The following is a 13998-nucleotide window of genomic DNA, read 5'->3' on the forward strand; positions in this document are numbered from 1 at the left end:
AAGACCGATGACCCGAGATTCCATTGCCACTGTCCGCTGGCCGCGGCTGATGATCGTCACCCTGATCGCGCTGATCGGGGTCGGGGGCTTTGCCCGGCTGGGCATCTGGCAGGTCGCCCGGCTGCACTGGAAGGTCGATCTGATCGAGCGGGTTGATGCCCGCATCCATGCCGACCCGGTGCCCGCTCCGGGGCCGGAGGCTTGGCCGGCGATCACCGCCACCAGCGACGAATACCGCCGGGTGACGCTGAGCGGGCGGTTCCGAAACGACGAAACGGTGCTGATCTATACCCCCTCGGACTTTGGCCCGGCCGATTGGGTGCTGACCCCGCTGGAACGCGACGACGGCACCGTGGTGATGATCAACCGCGGCGTGGTGCCCGAGGAACTGGCGCTGGCCGGCAGGTTCGATGCCGCCCCCGAGGGCGAGGTGATGGTGACCGGCTTGCTGCGGATGTCCGAGGACAAGGGGTGGCTGTTCTCGCGCAGGAACGATCCCGCGAACGGCAAATGGTATCGCCGCGACATCGGCTCGATCACCCGCGCCAAGGGGTTTGAGCGCGCCGCGCCCTATTTCGTCGACGCGGAGCTGGGCGATCCCAAGGCCTGGCCGCGCGGCGGCCAGACGGTGGTGAGTTTTCGCAACGCACATCTGAGCTATGCGCTGACCTGGTTCGCCTTGGCGGTCGTCGTCTTCGGCGCCTGGCTGCTGGTGCTCTGGACTGAACTGCGCCGGCGCTGAGACGCCGACGCGGGCAATCAGACTGCCTCGCTTTCGGCCGGTCGGGGCGCACCATCGCGCGTCAGCAGGGTGAAGCAGGTCAGGGCGAGCAGCCCGGCCGCCACCATCACCAGCGCCATCGGCAGGGCGCTGTCCTCGCCTGCAAGGCCCACCAGCGGCGAGGCGATGGCGCCGAGGCAGAATTGCAGCGCCCCCAACAAGGCCGAGGCGGTGCCGGCGCTGCGCGGCGCCTCGGAAATCGCCAGCGCGCTGGTATTGCCCAGGATCATACCGACCGAGGCGACAGTGATGAAGAGGCAGGGCAGCATCACCCAGGCGCTGGCCTGGGCCAGCACCGCGCCGAGCGTGCAGAGCGCGCCGATCAGGATGGCGCCGATGCCGACTGAGGCCAGTCGCCGCGGGCTGATCCGCCCCACCAGCTTGGCCGAGGTGGCGCCGACCATCACGATGCCGATGGCATTGAGGCCGAAGGCGATGGAATACGCCGCCGGCGACAGCCCGAGGATGCTCTGGAACACGAAGGGCGAGGCGGAGATATAGCCGAACAGCACCATGAAGGAAAAACCCGTGGTCAGCGTATAGCCGACATAGGCGCGGTTTCGCAGCAGCCCACCGATCGCGGTGAAAAGCGGTTTCAGCCCGCCGGCAGAGCGGCGCGCCTGGGGCAGGGTTTCGTCGATCACCCTGAGCACCCCGAAGAAGGAGATCAGCGCCATCACCGCGAGCAGGGCGAAGACGCCGCGCCAGCCGGCCAACGCCACGATGCCGGTGCCGAGGATCGGCGCCACCACCGGGGCGATGCCGCCGATCATCATCATGATCTGGAACAGCCGCGCGGAATGGGCGGCGTCGCGGCTGCTGTCGGCGATCACCGCCCGTGCCAGCACGACGCCGGCGGCACCACCAAGCCCCTGGATCACCCGGAGCGCGATCAGCGTGCCGGCATTGGGCGCCAGGGCGCAGAGCAGGCTGGAGACCACACCGACCAGGGTGCCGATCATCAGCGGCCGGCGGCGGCCATAGCGGTCGGAGAGCGGCCCGATGATCAACTGGCCGGCGGCCAGTCCGATCAGAAAGCCGGTCAGCGTCATCTGGATCTGGGCGGCGCTGGTCTCCAGATCCGCAGTCATCCGGGGAAACCCCGGCAGGTACATGTCGGTGGACAGCGGCGCCACGGCGGAGAGCAGCGCCAGCACCATCACGGCGCGGGCGGAAAGCGACGGGGCGGAGGAGGTTTTGGTCTTGTCAGCCATCGGTTTGATCATCATTTCGACCCCAAATAAAGCGACCCGGCACAGTGAAATCTGGCCGGGCTGGGGATGCTGAGGGGACTCGCAAACTGTACCGTATTGCGGGCGGGTGTACCGAAATGCTATTCGCGAGCAGGGCGGGAATGTCAAGCGATGCCGATGCGGCGCTTCAGGGAGATGGCATGGCCATGAAGGAATGTGACGAGAAATCGGGCGGGATTCAGGTGATCGCGCGGGCCGCCGCGATCATGCGGGCGCTCGGGGACCATCCGCAGGGGCTGAGCTTGGCGGGCATCGCGGCCCGGGTCGGGCTGGCGCGGTCGACCGTGCAGCGGATCGTTCAGGCGCTCGAGGCCGAGGGTTTCATCGAACCCTCGGGGCCGCAGGGGGGCTTTCAGCTCGGCCCGTCGTTGGCGCAGCTGATCTATCGCACCCAGGTCGATATCGTCTCGGAAGTGCGCCCCGTTCTGGAGGCGTTGAGCGCGGCACTGGAAGAGACCGTGGCGCTTTACAAGCTGACCGGCAGCAGCGTCACCTGTATCGACCGCTGCATTGCCGAACGGCCGCTGCGGGTGGTGTTTCCGCTGGGCACCATCCCGCATCCGGCGCACCGTCTGGCGCCGGGGCGGGCGATCCTTGCGGCCCTGCCGGCCGAACAGGCCGAGCGGCTGCTCGCGGTGAGCCTGCCTGCGGCCGAGATCGCGCGGGTGCTGCGCGGGCTGGAGGCGGTTCGCGACAGCGGGCTTGCCATCGACGAGGATGCCTTCATTCCGGATATCATCGGGATTGCCGTACCGCTCAGTTCGCATCTGGGGGAACATGCCATCGCCGTGGTCCTGCCGCAGAGCCGGCTGGAGCGCAAGCGGGACCGGATCGCCGCAGTTCTGAGTGAGGCGCGGGATGAGATCTCGGATAAGATAGGAAAAACATACACATATAAGTGAATTTCAGTGTTTTTGATGAGCTGCGTTTCGCCTTGTTGCCCAAGCGGAGGGCAAAATGAACCGGTCAGGCTCAGGATGCTTGATGCATATAAGTTTTAAGCTTGAAATAAATTCCGACTCGCCCTAGCGTTCTCTCCAACGGCTGCCGGAACAGCCTGTTTCAGATCATCTTTGAAGGGGAGAGCCTATGCGTATCGCGTGCCTTGGCGGGGGGCCGGCCGGTCTCTATTTCGCCATTTCGATGAAACTGCGGGATCCGTCGCATGAGATCGTCGTGATCGAACGCAACCGCGCCAACGATACCTTTGGCTGGGGCGTGGTGCTTTCTGACGATGCGCTGGACAATCTGGCCAAGAACGATCCCGTCAGCGCCAAGTCGATCCGCGATCATTTCGCCTATTGGGACGATATCGCGGTGATCCACAAAGGGGTGCGCACCGTGTCGGGCGGCCATGGCTTTGCCGGCATCGGCCGCAAGCAGATGCTGATCCTGCTGCAGGAACGCGCCCGCGAGCTGGGGGTCGAGCTGCGGTTCGAGACCGTGTTCAAATCGGCTGAGGAATACCGCAAGGACTATGACCTGGTGGTCGCCGCCGATGGGATCAACTCCAGCGTTCGCACCGAATACGCCGAGGCCTTCAAGCCGAATATCGAGACGCGCGCCTGCAAGTTCATCTGGCTCGGCACTCATCAGAAATTCGACGACGCCTTCACCTTCATCTTCGAGAAGACCGAGCACGGCTGGATCTGGGCGCACGTCTATCAGTTCGACGCCGACACTGCGACCTTCATCGTCGAATGTGCCCAGGACACCTGGGACAACTTCGGCTTTGAGCATATGTCGAAGGAAGAAATCGTCGAGACCTGCCGCAAGGTGTTCGAGAAATACCTGGGCGGTCATGAGTTGATGTCGAACGCGGCGCACCTGCGCGGCTCGGCGGTCTGGATGAACTTCCCCCGCGTTCTGTGCGAGAAGTGGTATCACGAAAACGTCGTGCTGTTGGGCGATGCCTCGGCCACGGCGCATTTCTCGATCGGCTCGGGATCGCGGCTGGCCTTTGACAGCGCCATTGCGCTGGCGAATTACCTCAGCACCGAACCGACGATGGAAAAGGCGTTTGAGCGCTATCAGGAGGAACGCCGGCTCGACGTGCTGCGGCTGCAATCGGCGGCGCGCAACTCGCTCGAATGGTTCGAGCAGGTCGAGCGGTACCTCGATCTCGACCCGGTGCAGTTCAACTATTCGCTGCTGACCCGGTCGCAACGGATTTCCCATGAAAACCTGCGGCTGCGCGATCCGGAATGGCTGGAATCGGCCGAGAAGTGGTTCCAGATGCAGGCGGGCGTGCCCGCGGATGCTCCGGTGCGTCGCCCGATGTTCGCGCCCTACAAGATTGGCCAGATGGATCTGATCAACCGCGTGGTGATGTCGCCGATGGCGCAGTACAAGGCCGAGGAGGGCTGCCCCACCGATTGGCATTTCGGCCATTACTCGGAACGCGCCAAGGGCGGTGCAGGGCTGATCTTTACCGAAATGACCTGCATCAGCGCCGAAGGTCGGATCACCCCGGGTTGCCCCGGTCTCTATGCGCCCGAGCATGAGGCCGCGTGGAAACGGCTGACCGATTTCGTGCACAAGGAAACGCTGGCCAAGATCTGCTGCCAGATCGGCCATGCCGGTCGCAAGGCGTCGACCTGCGTGCCCTGGGATGGCGGCATCGACGCGCCGCTGCCTACCGGAAACTGGGAAATCGTCGCGCCGTCGCCGCTGCCCTACAAACCGGCGAGCCAGACCCCGCGCGAGATGACCCGCGCCGATATGGACATGGTGCGCGACCAGTTCGTCGAGGCGGCGAAGATGGCCGACCGTGCCGGCTTCGACATGATCGAATTCCATGCCGCCCACGGCTATCTGATCGGCACCTTCCTGTCGCCGGCGACCAACAAGCGGTCGGATGAATATGGCGGCAGCCTGGAAAACCGGCTGCGCTATCCGCTTGAGGTGTTCAAGGCGATGCGCGCCGCCTGGCCGGCCGACAAGCCGATGTCGGTGCGGATCTCGGCGCATGACTGGGTGGGCGAGGCGGGCAACCAGCCCGAGGACGCGGTGGAGATCGCCAAGGCCTTCCACGAGGCCGGCGTCGATATCGTCGATGTCTCCTCGGGCCAGACGGTGTCGGAAGAGAAACCGGTCTATGGCCGGATGTTCCAGGTGCCCTTCTCGGACCGTATCCGCAACGAGACCGGGATCCCGACCATGACGGTCGGCAATATCTACGAGCCCGACCACGTGAACTCGATCCTGATGGCGGGGCGCGCCGATCTGGTCTGCCTGGCCCGCGCCCATCTGGCCGATCCCTATTGGACGCTGCATGCCGGCGCGCAACTGGGGGATCGTTATGCCGTCTGGCCGGAGCCCTATCGCGGCGGCCGTGACCTGTTGTGGCGTCTGGCCGAGCGCGAGCGCGAGGCCGAGGCGGCGATCAAGGTATGATGCTGGCGGGAAAACATGCCGTCGTCACCGGCGGCGGCACCGGGGTGGGGGCGGAGGTTGCCCGCACCCTGGCCGAGGCCGGGGCGAAGGTCACCATCATGGGTCGCTCCGAGGCGCCGCTCAAGGCGCAGGGGCTGCCCTATCAGCTCTGCGACGTGACGGAGGCGGAGGCGGTTCAGGCCGCCTTTGCCGCCGCGCGCGCCGATCAGGGGCCGATCGACATCATGGTCGCCAATGCGGGCGCCGCCGAAAGCGTGCCCTTCGCCAAGATGACGCCCGAACACCTGAGCGCCATGCTGGCGGTCAATCTGATCGGCGTGTCGAACTGCTGGCAGGCGGCGCTGCCCGACATGAAGGCGGCCGGTTGGGGGCGGATGATCGCCGTGGCCTCGACCGCGGCGCAGAAGGGATACCCTTACGTCGCCGCCTATTGCGCCGCCAAGCACGGGGTGCTGGGGCTGACCCGGGCGCTGTCGATCGAACTGGCGATGACCGGGATCACCGTCAACGCGATCTGCCCGGGTTTCATCGAAACGCCGTTGCTGGACCGATCCATCGCCAATATCGTAAAGACCACCGGAATGAGCGAGGAGCAGGCCGCGAAATCGCTGAAGGCGGGCAACCCGCAGAAACGCTTCATCCAGACCGATGAGGTGGCGGGCGCGGCGCTCTGGCTCTGTACCGAGGCGGCGCGATCGGTGAACGGCCACGCGCTGAGCCTCTCCGGAGGGGAGACATGACGCTGAAACCGGTTGGCAAGGACGACCTGCCCGCATTGTCGAAATCGCGCCTGCGGCTGTGGCTCAAGCTTCTGAAGGCCTCGAGCCTGCTGGAAGAACATGTGCGCCGCCACCTGCGCGAGGAGTTCCAGACCACCCTGCCGCGGTTCGACGTGATGTCGGCGCTGTCGCGCAGCCCCGAGGGGCTGAAGATGTCGCAGATTTCCGACAAGCTCAGGGTGTCGAACGGCAATGTGACCGGCATCGTCGACCGGCTGACCGAAGAGGGGCTGGCGCTGCGCGTGGCGGTGCCGGGCGACCGGCGCGCCGCGCTGGTGGTGCTGACGCCCAAGGGGCAGGCGGCCTTCGCCGAACAGGCCGCCGCCCATGAGAGCTGGATCAACGGGCTGCTCGACCGGCTCGACGCCGATGACGTCGAGGGGATGAACCGGCGGCTCGACTATCTGAACGATACACTTGAGGAGAGAGACTGAAACATGCGCAGCGACGTTGAGCATTTCAAATGCGAGATCAAGGACGGCATCGCCACCCTGGCGCTGGACCGGCCGGAGCGGAAGAACCCGCTGACCTTCGAAAGCTATGCCGAGTTGCGCGACTGGTTCCGCGACCTGCATTACGACGATGACGTCAAGGCGGTGGTCTTCCTGCCCAATGGCGGCAACTTCAGCTCGGGCGGGGATGTGCATGACATCATCGGGCCGCTGACCAAGATGACGATGAAGGAACTTCTGGCCTTCACCCGGATGACCGGCGATCTGGTCAAGGCGATGATCGGCTGCGGCAAGCCGATCATCGCGGCGGTGGACGGCATCTGCGCCGGCGCCGGCGCGATCATCGCCATGGCCTCCGACCTGCGGGTGGCGACGCCCGAGGCGAAGACCGCCTTCCTGTTCAACCGCGTGGGGCTGGCCGGCTGCGACATGGGCGCCTGCGCGATCCTGCCGCGCATCATCGGCCAGGGCCGGGCGGCGGAGCTGCTCTATCTTGGTCGGGCGATGAGCGCGCAAGAGGGCCACGCCTGGGGCTTTTTCAACAGCGTGGTGCCGGCCGACGAGCTGGAGGCCACGGCGCAGAAGCTGGCCGCCAAGATCGCCGACGGCCCGAATTTCGCCAATATGATGACCAAGACCATGCTGGCGCAGGAATGGAGCATGTCGCTGGAGCAGGCGATCGAGGCCGAGGCCCAGGCGCAGGCGATCTGCATGCAGGGCAAGGATTTCCATCGCGCCTATCATGCCTTCGTCGCCAAGGAAAAACCGGTCTTCGAGGGCGATTGATCCGGTTGGTGCCCGGTCCGGCAACGGGCCGGGCCAGCGGCGCCGGCAGGAGCCTCCGGCGGCCGTATTTGCAACGAGAAGAAGGGGGAGGGGGAGAGATGCCCGACCGGAGTTTCCTGAGCTGGCCGTTTTTCGAGCCGCGTCACAAAGAACTGGCCGAGGCGCTGGATGCATGGGCCTCGGCCCATCTGGGCGCGATTGACCACCACGATACCGATGCCGCCTGTCGCGCCCTGGTCAAGGGGCTGGGCGAGGCCGGGTTCCTGACCCATTCCGCCGTCGATCCCGAGACCGGCGAGGGGCTGGACGTGCGCAGCCTGTGCATCATCCGCGAGACCCTGGCACGCCATGACGGTCTGGCCGATTTCGCCTTTGCCATGCAGGGTCTCGGCACCGGGGCGATTTCGCTGTTCGGCACGCCGGAGCAGCGCAAGGAATGGCTGACCAAAACGCGGGCGGGCGAGGCGATTTCCGCCTTCGCGCTGACCGAGCCCGCCTCGGGCTCGGATGTGGCGAATTCCACCATGACCGCCACCCGCGACGGCGATTTCTTCGTGCTGAACGGCGAGAAGACCTGGATTTCCAATGGCGGCATCGCCGATGTCTATTGCGTCTTCGCCCGCACCGGCGAGGCGCCCGGCGCCAAGGGGCTGTCGTGCTTCATCGTGCCGGCCGACACGCCGGGCTTCGAGATCGCCGAGCGGCTGGAGGTGATCGCGCCGCATCCGCTGGCGACGCTCCGCTTCACCGATTGCCGCATTCCGGCCTCGGCCCTGCTGGGGCAGCCGGGCGGCGGCTTCAAGATCGCCATGTCGGTGCTCGATGTCTTCCGCTCGACCGTGGCGGCTGCCGCTCTGGGCTTTGCCCGCCGCGCTCTGGACGAGGCGCTGCATCGGGTCACCACGCGGCAGGTGCAGGGCGCGCCGCTCTTTGATCTGCAGATGGTGCAGGGCCATATCGCCGATATGGCGCTGGATGTGGATGCCGCCGCGCTGCTGGTCTATCGCGCTGCCTGGACCAAGGACAGCGGCGCGCCGCGGGTCACCCGCGAGGCGGCGATGGCCAAGCTTTTCGCCACCGATCAGGCGCAGCAGGTGATCGACAAGGCGGTGCAACTGCATGGCGGCGACGGGGTGCGGTCTGGGGAGACGGTCGAGAAGCTCTATCGCGAAATTCGGGCGCTCCGGATCTACGAGGGTGCCTCGGACGTGCAGCGGGTGGTGATCGCGCGCCAGGCGCTCGGGGCTTTTCAGCAGGGCTGAGCCAGACGAGAATGGCGTTCCGGCCTCAGGGCCGGAGCATCATCCGATCCCGAGGGGGCATCCGCCAAAAAATAAGCCCCCCGGGTCCAACAGGGAGACTTCAGGAACCATGTTCAGACCATCTGCCCATGTGGATACATTCGCCCGCGACAACCTGCCTCCGCCGGAGAGTTGGCCCGATCTGCTGCTGGAGGGGTTCGATTATCCCGACCGGCTGAACGCGGCGGTCGAACTGACCGATGCGATGGTTGCCAAGGGGTTTGGCGATCACGTCGCGTTGATCGGGAACGGTCGGCGGCGCACCTATAAGGAACTGGCCGACTGGACCAACCGGCTGGCCAATGCGCTGGTCGAGGATCTGGGGCTGAAGCCCGGCAACCGGGTGCTGATCCGGTCGGCGAACAATCCGGCGATGGTGGCCTGCTGGCTGGCGGCGACCAAGGCCGGGGCGGTGGTGATCAACTCCATGCCGATGCTGCGCGCGGGCGAATTGCGCAAGTACATCGAGAAGGCCGAGATCAGCCATGCCTTGTGCGATACCCGGTTGATGGACGAGATGGCCGAGGCGGCGGTCGACAGCCCGTTCCTGCAGACGCTGGTGGGGTTCGACGGCACCTGGAACCATGATGCCGAGCTTGACCGGCTGGCCTTGCAGAAATCGGTCCGGTTCGACGCCGTCGAGACCGCGCAGGACGATGTCGCGCTGATCGGCTTCACCTCTGGCTCGACCGGAGAGCCGAAGGGCACGATGCATTTCCACCGCGATCTGCTGATCATCGCCGATGGCTATGCCAAAGAGGTTCTGAACGTGCGCCCGGACGACGTTTTCGTCGGCTCGCCGCCCTTGGCCTTCACCTTCGGGCTGGGCGGGCTCGCGATCTTTCCGCTGCGCTTCGGGGCCGCGGCGACCCTGCTTGAGAACGCCTCTCCGCAGCATATGATCGAGATCATCGAGACCTATGGGGCGACCGTCTGCTTCACCGCGCCGACCGCCTATCGCGCCATGCTGCGGGCGATGGAGCAGGGGGCCGATCTGTCTTCGTTGCGCGCCGCGGTCTCGGCGGGCGAGACGCTGCCGGCGCCGGTCTATGAGGAATGGATCGCCAAGACCGGCAAGCCGATGCTGGATGGTATCGGTGCGACCGAGATGCTGCATATCTTCATTACCAACCGCTTCGACGATCACCGACCGGCCTGCACCGGCAGGCCGGTGACCGGATATGAGGCGAAAGTGATCGGCCCCGACGGTGAAGAGGTGGCGCGCGGAGAGGTCGGGCGCCTGGCCGTGCGTGGGCCGATCGGTTGCCGCTATCTGCGGGGGGAACGGCAGGCGGAATATGTCCAGAACGGCTGGAACGTCACCGGGGACACCTTTGTTCAGGATGCCGACGGGTATTTCCATTTTGCCGCGCGCAATGACGACATCATCCTGTCGGCCGGCTATAACATCGCCGGCCCCGAGGTCGAGGCGGCGCTGCTGGCGCATGAGGCGGTGGTGGAATGCGCGGTGATCGGCATCCCCGACGAGGCGCGCGGCCAGATCGTTCAGGCGCATGTGGTTTTGTCGGCCGCTCAGGTTCCGGGCGATCTTATGGTTCGGATCCTTCAAGATCACGTCAAGGCAACCATCGCGCCCTACAAATACCCTCGCTCGGTTGTGTTCGTTCGGGAATTGCCGAAAACAGAATCCGGCAAGATTCAACGCTTCCGACTGAAGGATATCCAATGATCGACAAGGCCTATGACCCCGGCGCCGAAGGTGCCCGGATGAGTTTTGCGGACGCCATGTCCTATGGCGATTACCTCTGTCTCGACGGGCTGCTGACGCAGCAGAGGCCGCAGAGCAGCGCGCATGACGAGATGCTGTTCATCATCCAGCATCAGACCAGCGAGCTGTGGATGAAGCTGGCGATCCACGAGATGGCGGCGGCGCGCGAGGCGATGAACGCGGGGCAGATGACCCATGTGTTCAAGATGCTGGCGCGGGTCAGCCGGATCTTCGAACAGCTCAACAACGCCTGGGATGTGCTGCGCACGATGACGCCGGCGGATTATTCGCGCTTCCGCGAGGCGCTGGGGCCGTCCTCTGGGTTCCAGTCCTATCAGTACCGGATGATCGAATATATCCTGGGCAACCGGAACCCGAACATGTTGAAGCCGCATGAGCATGTGCCCGAGGTGCATGCCATGCTGCAGGCGGAGCTGGCGCGGCCCAGCTTCTATGACGACGTGATCCGACTGCTGTTCATCACCATCGACGGACCGGACGCGGTGATCCCGGCGCCGCAGCTCGATCAGCCGCACAAGCCGGTCGAGGCGGTGCAGGAGAAATGGACCGAGGTCTATCGGGACGTCGACCGCTGGTGGACGCTTTACGAACTGGGCGAGAAGCTGGTCGATCTCGAGGACTACTTCCGCCGTTGGCGGTTCAATCACGTGACCACGGTGGAGCGGGTGATCGGCTTCAAGCGCGGCACCGGGGGCACTTCGGGCGTGCAATATCTGCGCCGCATGCTCGAGGTCGAGCTTTTCCCCGAACTTTGGCATATGCGCGGCGGTCTGTGACGGGCGGCCGGGGCAAGCAACTTGAGGGCCCCGGCGGGGCCGAAACGGACGATAGCGAACGAAAGGCAAGACATGACGAATACGGTTATCCAACCCGAGGGCTGGGCGCCCGCCAAGGGCTATGCCAATGGTATCCTGGCCGGCGACGGCACGCTCTATGTCGGCGGCCAGATCGGCTGGACTGCGGAGCAGAAGTTCGAAGCGCATGATTTCATCGGCCAGATGGAACAGGCGCTGAAAAACATCCTGGCGGTGGTCGAGGCCGCCGGCGGCACCGCCGCCGATATCACCCGGCTGACCTGGTTCGTCAAATCCAAGGCGGAATACATGGCGCATCAGGCCGAGATCGGGCGCACTTATCGCGCCGTGCTGGGGCGCAATTTCCCGGCGATGTCGCTGCTGGTGGTGGCTGATCTGCTGGAGGACGAGGCGCTGTTGGAGATCGAGGCGACCGCCTTCATCGGCAAGAACTAACCGCCCCTCCCTCGCGCGTTCAGGGGCCGTCCCGATGGGGCGGCCCTTTTGCGTGTCGGAGGACGGAAGTTGGACTGTCGCGCACATCGGGGGCGTCGCCTTGCAGTGCCCCTCCGCTGCGATGTCCCGGCCTTGGGCCTCAGCCAGGCAGGCCCGGTTTGATATGCCAAACCAGTGCAACCGAATGCCCTATGGTTTCTAGAAACCTCTTTTTTGACGCCCAGCCGGCCGGGCAGATCACCAGGGTTGCAGTACGGCCGCGTTTTGCCAAGGCGGTTTCGGCGGCGGAGATCAGGCGCGACGCGGCGCCATAGTCGTGAGCGGGATCGGCGATATCCTTGAAATCGCGGTGATAGAAATCGTCGATGATCCCGATGCCGCCGATGTCATGCGCCGACGGGAAGTGCAAAGGCGTCGCCGGTTGCGAGATCGCATAGCCGTCGATCCGCCCCGAGGTCTCGGACACGAACATGTCGCGATCCGTCAGGGTCAGGCTGCGCCGCATCCATCGCTCAAACCTCTCGTCCGCCTCGGGGTGCGGTTTCCAAAAGACGCTCTTGATATCGCAAAGGGTTTGCCGATGCGCGGCGCTCAGCTCAACGATGGCCGACATATCATCGGCGGTCGCCTGGCGCACATCCTCGGGTCTTGCGGCTCCGGTCAGCCCGGTCTTGGCCAGATAGAGTGTCAGCGGATGGTATTCGCGCGCGGCGAGGGGCGCCTCCCATGATCCGCCGGGCACGGAAGAGGCCAGCAGGATCCTGGCGCCGGCGGCGATCAGATCGGCCTCGGCGGCCTGCAACAGCGCGGTCGCCGTGCCGGAGGGGGCGTTCGGGGCGAGGGTGCTGTCCTCCATGATCAGCCCCGGCGGGCCGAACTCTCCGGCATAGGTCGGCGGCACCGGCAGCAGCAGGCTGTGGGTCAGGCCGAGGAGAGCTCCATTTTCTTCCGCGACCAGCCAGCTTTGGCGCGGGGCGGCGGGGTCGGCTCCGAACGTTGATGCGAGGCTGGCGGCGATGGCGGCGCCGGCCTCGGGTTTCAACCGCCAGAGCGAGGGATTGATCTCCCGGCGCTGGTTCGCGTCCTGCAGCAGCAGCGCGGTCATGGCGTCGAGATCGGCGGGCGTGGCGGGGCGTATGGTGACGGCCATTTGGTCTCCTCCAGGTCAGCGCCGCTTGATCTTCAGATAGGCCGTTTCCGCAGGGCGCACAGGGCGAGCGATCTCCTTTGCAGGACGATCACGGTGAGCGGCTGCCCAGGTCTCTCCCGGGGTCGCTGGGCCGGGCGCAACCGCTCAGCGGATCAGGTCTTCGGCATAGATGTCCCTGACCCAGCCGGGCAGCAACGGCAGGGCCGAGGTCAGGCGGCCTTTGGCAAAGCCCAGGCAGTGCCGGGGCGGTGTGTTCAGGCCGGAGTTGTCGAAGACCATGCCACGATCGGCCATCAGCACCGCCTGGCGGATCAGCGCGCCATTGCGGGCGAAGCGGTCGCGGATTTTCTGATCGGGCACCGGATGGCCGCCCTCGGTGACGCGGGCCTGCACGCGGGCGACCGACAGATCGGGGGTCTCGACCCCCACATGCATCACGATGACGGTAAAGCCCCGGTCGCGCGCGGCCTCGATCAGCGCCAGTTTCGAGGGATGGGAAAACACCGTCTCGGTCACGAAATCCCGGCGCCGGGCCAGGAAATCGTCGCGCCGCAGGGCGGCCAGACGCGCGGCCTCGTAGGAGGCGGCGGGAGAGGGATCGCGCAGCTCGTCGCGCTGCAGGATGTCGGCGTTGATGAAGGGGCCGGCGAAATGCGGCGCCACCCGGGTTGCGTAAAGCGTCGACTTGCCGGCGCCGTTCGGCCCGGCCAGCAGGATCATGGTGGGCGTCATGCCTTAGTCGGCGTCGGCGTGGATCAGATTGCCGCCGGCATCCAGCCCGACCCCCAGGCCAAGCCGCTGGCGTTTGGCATAGAATGCCTTTTCCTCGGCCGAGGGTTGGCGCATCAGTTCGGTGAAACTGTCGAGCCAGACATCCTTTTCCTCGCCGCTCAGCGCGGTGGTCTCCAGCTCTCCGGCCAGGGCGGCCGAGATATGGGCGTGGTCGAAATTGCCGGATTTCTCGACCGCGCGGCCGATCTTGACCCAATGGGCGATCTGCCCGGCGACCGATCGGCTTTGCAGTTCGGATTCGCGGCGAATGACACCCATCAGGTCGTCATTGAGCTTTACGGATTGCGCCATGTCGGGGCCTCCTTTGG

At 65.5% G+C, this 13998-nt stretch carries 14 protein-coding genes; 10 read left to right on the top strand and 4 right to left on the bottom strand.

The annotated features are described in order from the left end of the window. Nucleotides 1-7 precede the first annotated feature (7 nt). Nucleotides 8-742, top strand: coding sequence for an SURF1 family protein (locus ACN0V4_RS05435; protein ID WP_417673785.1), 735 nt, complete (start codon nt 8-10; stop codon nt 740-742). A 17-nt stretch (nt 743-759) separates the two neighbouring features. Here ACN0V4_RS05435 and ACN0V4_RS05440 read toward each other — a convergent pair whose 3' ends face one another. Then, on the bottom strand, nt 760-1995 hold the full coding sequence (locus tag ACN0V4_RS05440) for a multidrug effflux MFS transporter (RefSeq protein WP_417673787.1): 1236 nt from the start codon (nt 1993-1995) through the stop codon (nt 760-762). A 140-nt stretch (nt 1996-2135) separates the two neighbouring features. On the opposite strand from ACN0V4_RS05440, the gene ACN0V4_RS05445 reads away from it, so the two are divergent. The 9 genes from ACN0V4_RS05445 to ACN0V4_RS05485 all read left to right on the top strand — a co-directional run bounded on the left by ACN0V4_RS05445 (nt 2136) and on the right by ACN0V4_RS05485 (nt 11748). Continuing rightward, nucleotides 2136-2936: an IclR family transcriptional regulator gene (locus tag ACN0V4_RS05445; RefSeq protein WP_417673789.1), complete on the top strand. Its 801-nt coding sequence runs from the start codon at nt 2136-2138 to the stop codon at nt 2934-2936. Nucleotides 2937-3123: 187 nt separating this feature from the next. Beyond that, nucleotides 3124-5430: a bifunctional salicylyl-CoA 5-hydroxylase/oxidoreductase gene (locus ACN0V4_RS05450; protein ID WP_417673791.1), complete on the top strand. Its 2307-nt coding sequence runs from the start codon at nt 3124-3126 to the stop codon at nt 5428-5430. Next, complete coding sequence (locus ACN0V4_RS05455; RefSeq protein WP_417673793.1) at nt 5427-6170, top strand: SDR family NAD(P)-dependent oxidoreductase; 744 nt, start codon at nt 5427-5429, stop codon at nt 6168-6170. The genes ACN0V4_RS05450 and ACN0V4_RS05455 overlap by 4 nt, the downstream gene beginning before the upstream one ends. Further along, the gene (locus ACN0V4_RS05460; RefSeq protein ID WP_417673795.1) at nt 6167-6643 is read left to right on the top strand and encodes a MarR family winged helix-turn-helix transcriptional regulator; all 477 of its coding nucleotides are present in this window, start codon (nt 6167-6169) and stop codon (nt 6641-6643) included. The genes ACN0V4_RS05455 and ACN0V4_RS05460 overlap by 4 nt, the downstream gene beginning before the upstream one ends. A gap of 3 nt (nt 6644-6646) precedes the next feature. Continuing rightward, a complete protein-coding gene (locus ACN0V4_RS05465; RefSeq protein ID WP_417673797.1) occupies nt 6647-7447 on the top strand; it encodes an enoyl-CoA hydratase family protein in 801 nt (266 codons plus the stop codon). A 98-nt stretch (nt 7448-7545) separates the two neighbouring features. Beyond that, the gene (locus ACN0V4_RS05470) at nt 7546-8709 is read left to right on the top strand and encodes an acyl-CoA dehydrogenase family protein (protein ID WP_417673799.1); all 1164 of its coding nucleotides are present in this window, start codon (nt 7546-7548) and stop codon (nt 8707-8709) included. A 109-nt stretch (nt 8710-8818) separates the two neighbouring features. Continuing rightward, nucleotides 8819-10438 (top strand): AMP-binding protein, encoded by a 1620-nt coding sequence (locus ACN0V4_RS05475; RefSeq protein WP_417673800.1) that lies wholly within the window; start codon nt 8819-8821, stop codon nt 10436-10438. Beyond that, nucleotides 10435-11274, top strand: coding sequence for a tryptophan 2,3-dioxygenase (locus tag ACN0V4_RS05480; protein ID WP_417673802.1), 840 nt, complete (start codon nt 10435-10437; stop codon nt 11272-11274). The genes ACN0V4_RS05475 and ACN0V4_RS05480 overlap by 4 nt, the downstream gene beginning before the upstream one ends. A gap of 72 nt (nt 11275-11346) precedes the next feature. Continuing rightward, the gene (locus ACN0V4_RS05485; protein ID WP_417673804.1) at nt 11347-11748 is read left to right on the top strand and encodes a RidA family protein; all 402 of its coding nucleotides are present in this window, start codon (nt 11347-11349) and stop codon (nt 11746-11748) included. Nucleotides 11749-11887: 139 nt separating this feature from the next. On the opposite strand, the gene ACN0V4_RS05490 is transcribed toward ACN0V4_RS05485, so the two are convergent. The 3 genes from ACN0V4_RS05490 to ACN0V4_RS05500 form a co-directional block, all read right to left on the bottom strand. Next, a complete protein-coding gene (locus tag ACN0V4_RS05490; RefSeq protein ID WP_417673806.1) occupies nt 11888-12898 on the bottom strand; it encodes a hypothetical protein in 1011 nt (336 codons plus the stop codon). Nucleotides 12899-13042: 144 nt separating this feature from the next. Beyond that, nucleotides 13043-13630, bottom strand: coding sequence for a zeta toxin family protein (locus ACN0V4_RS05495; RefSeq protein WP_417673808.1), 588 nt, complete (start codon nt 13628-13630; stop codon nt 13043-13045). 3 nt (nt 13631-13633) lie between these two features. Continuing rightward, on the bottom strand, nt 13634-13981 hold the full coding sequence (locus ACN0V4_RS05500) for a ParD-like family protein (RefSeq protein ID WP_417673810.1): 348 nt from the start codon (nt 13979-13981) through the stop codon (nt 13634-13636). Nucleotides 13982-13998 lie beyond the last annotated feature (17 nt).

Source organism: Pseudodonghicola sp., from assembly GCF_048268305.1.
Taxonomy (GTDB): domain Bacteria; phylum Pseudomonadota; class Alphaproteobacteria; order Rhodobacterales; family Rhodobacteraceae; genus Pseudodonghicola.